A 385-nucleotide genomic window follows, 5' to 3' on the forward strand; every position below is an offset into this window, starting at 1 on the left:
GCTACAGGGCTTTTACCTTCTATGCCGGATCTTTCCAGATCACTTCGCCTACCGAACTAACCTCACATTGAGGTCCTACAACCCCAGGGAGCAAGCTCCCTGGTTTGGGCTACTCCGCTTTCGCTCGCCGCTACTGACGGAATCACTTTTGTTTTCTTTTCCTCCAGGTACTTAGATGTTTCAGTTCCCTGGGTATGCCTCCAATGAAGCTATGTATTCACTTCATGGTGACTGCGCATTACCACAGCCGGGTTCCCCCATTCGGACATCCCCGGATCGAAGCCTGCTTACGGCTCCCCGAGGCATTTCGTCGTTCGCCACGTCCTTCTTCGGCTCCTAGCGCCTAGGCATCCTCCGTGTGCTCTTTCTAGCTTAACCACTAGAA

General features: G+C 53.2%; 1 rRNA gene. It reads right to left on the bottom strand.

Annotation, left to right across the window (positions count from 1 at the left end):
• Window positions 1-378 (bottom strand): 23S ribosomal RNA (locus AC3G2T_RS38860); the annotation flags it as partial.
• Window positions 379-385: the final 7 nt, after the last annotated feature.

Source organism: Paenibacillus sp. sgz302191 (genome assembly GCF_057749925.1).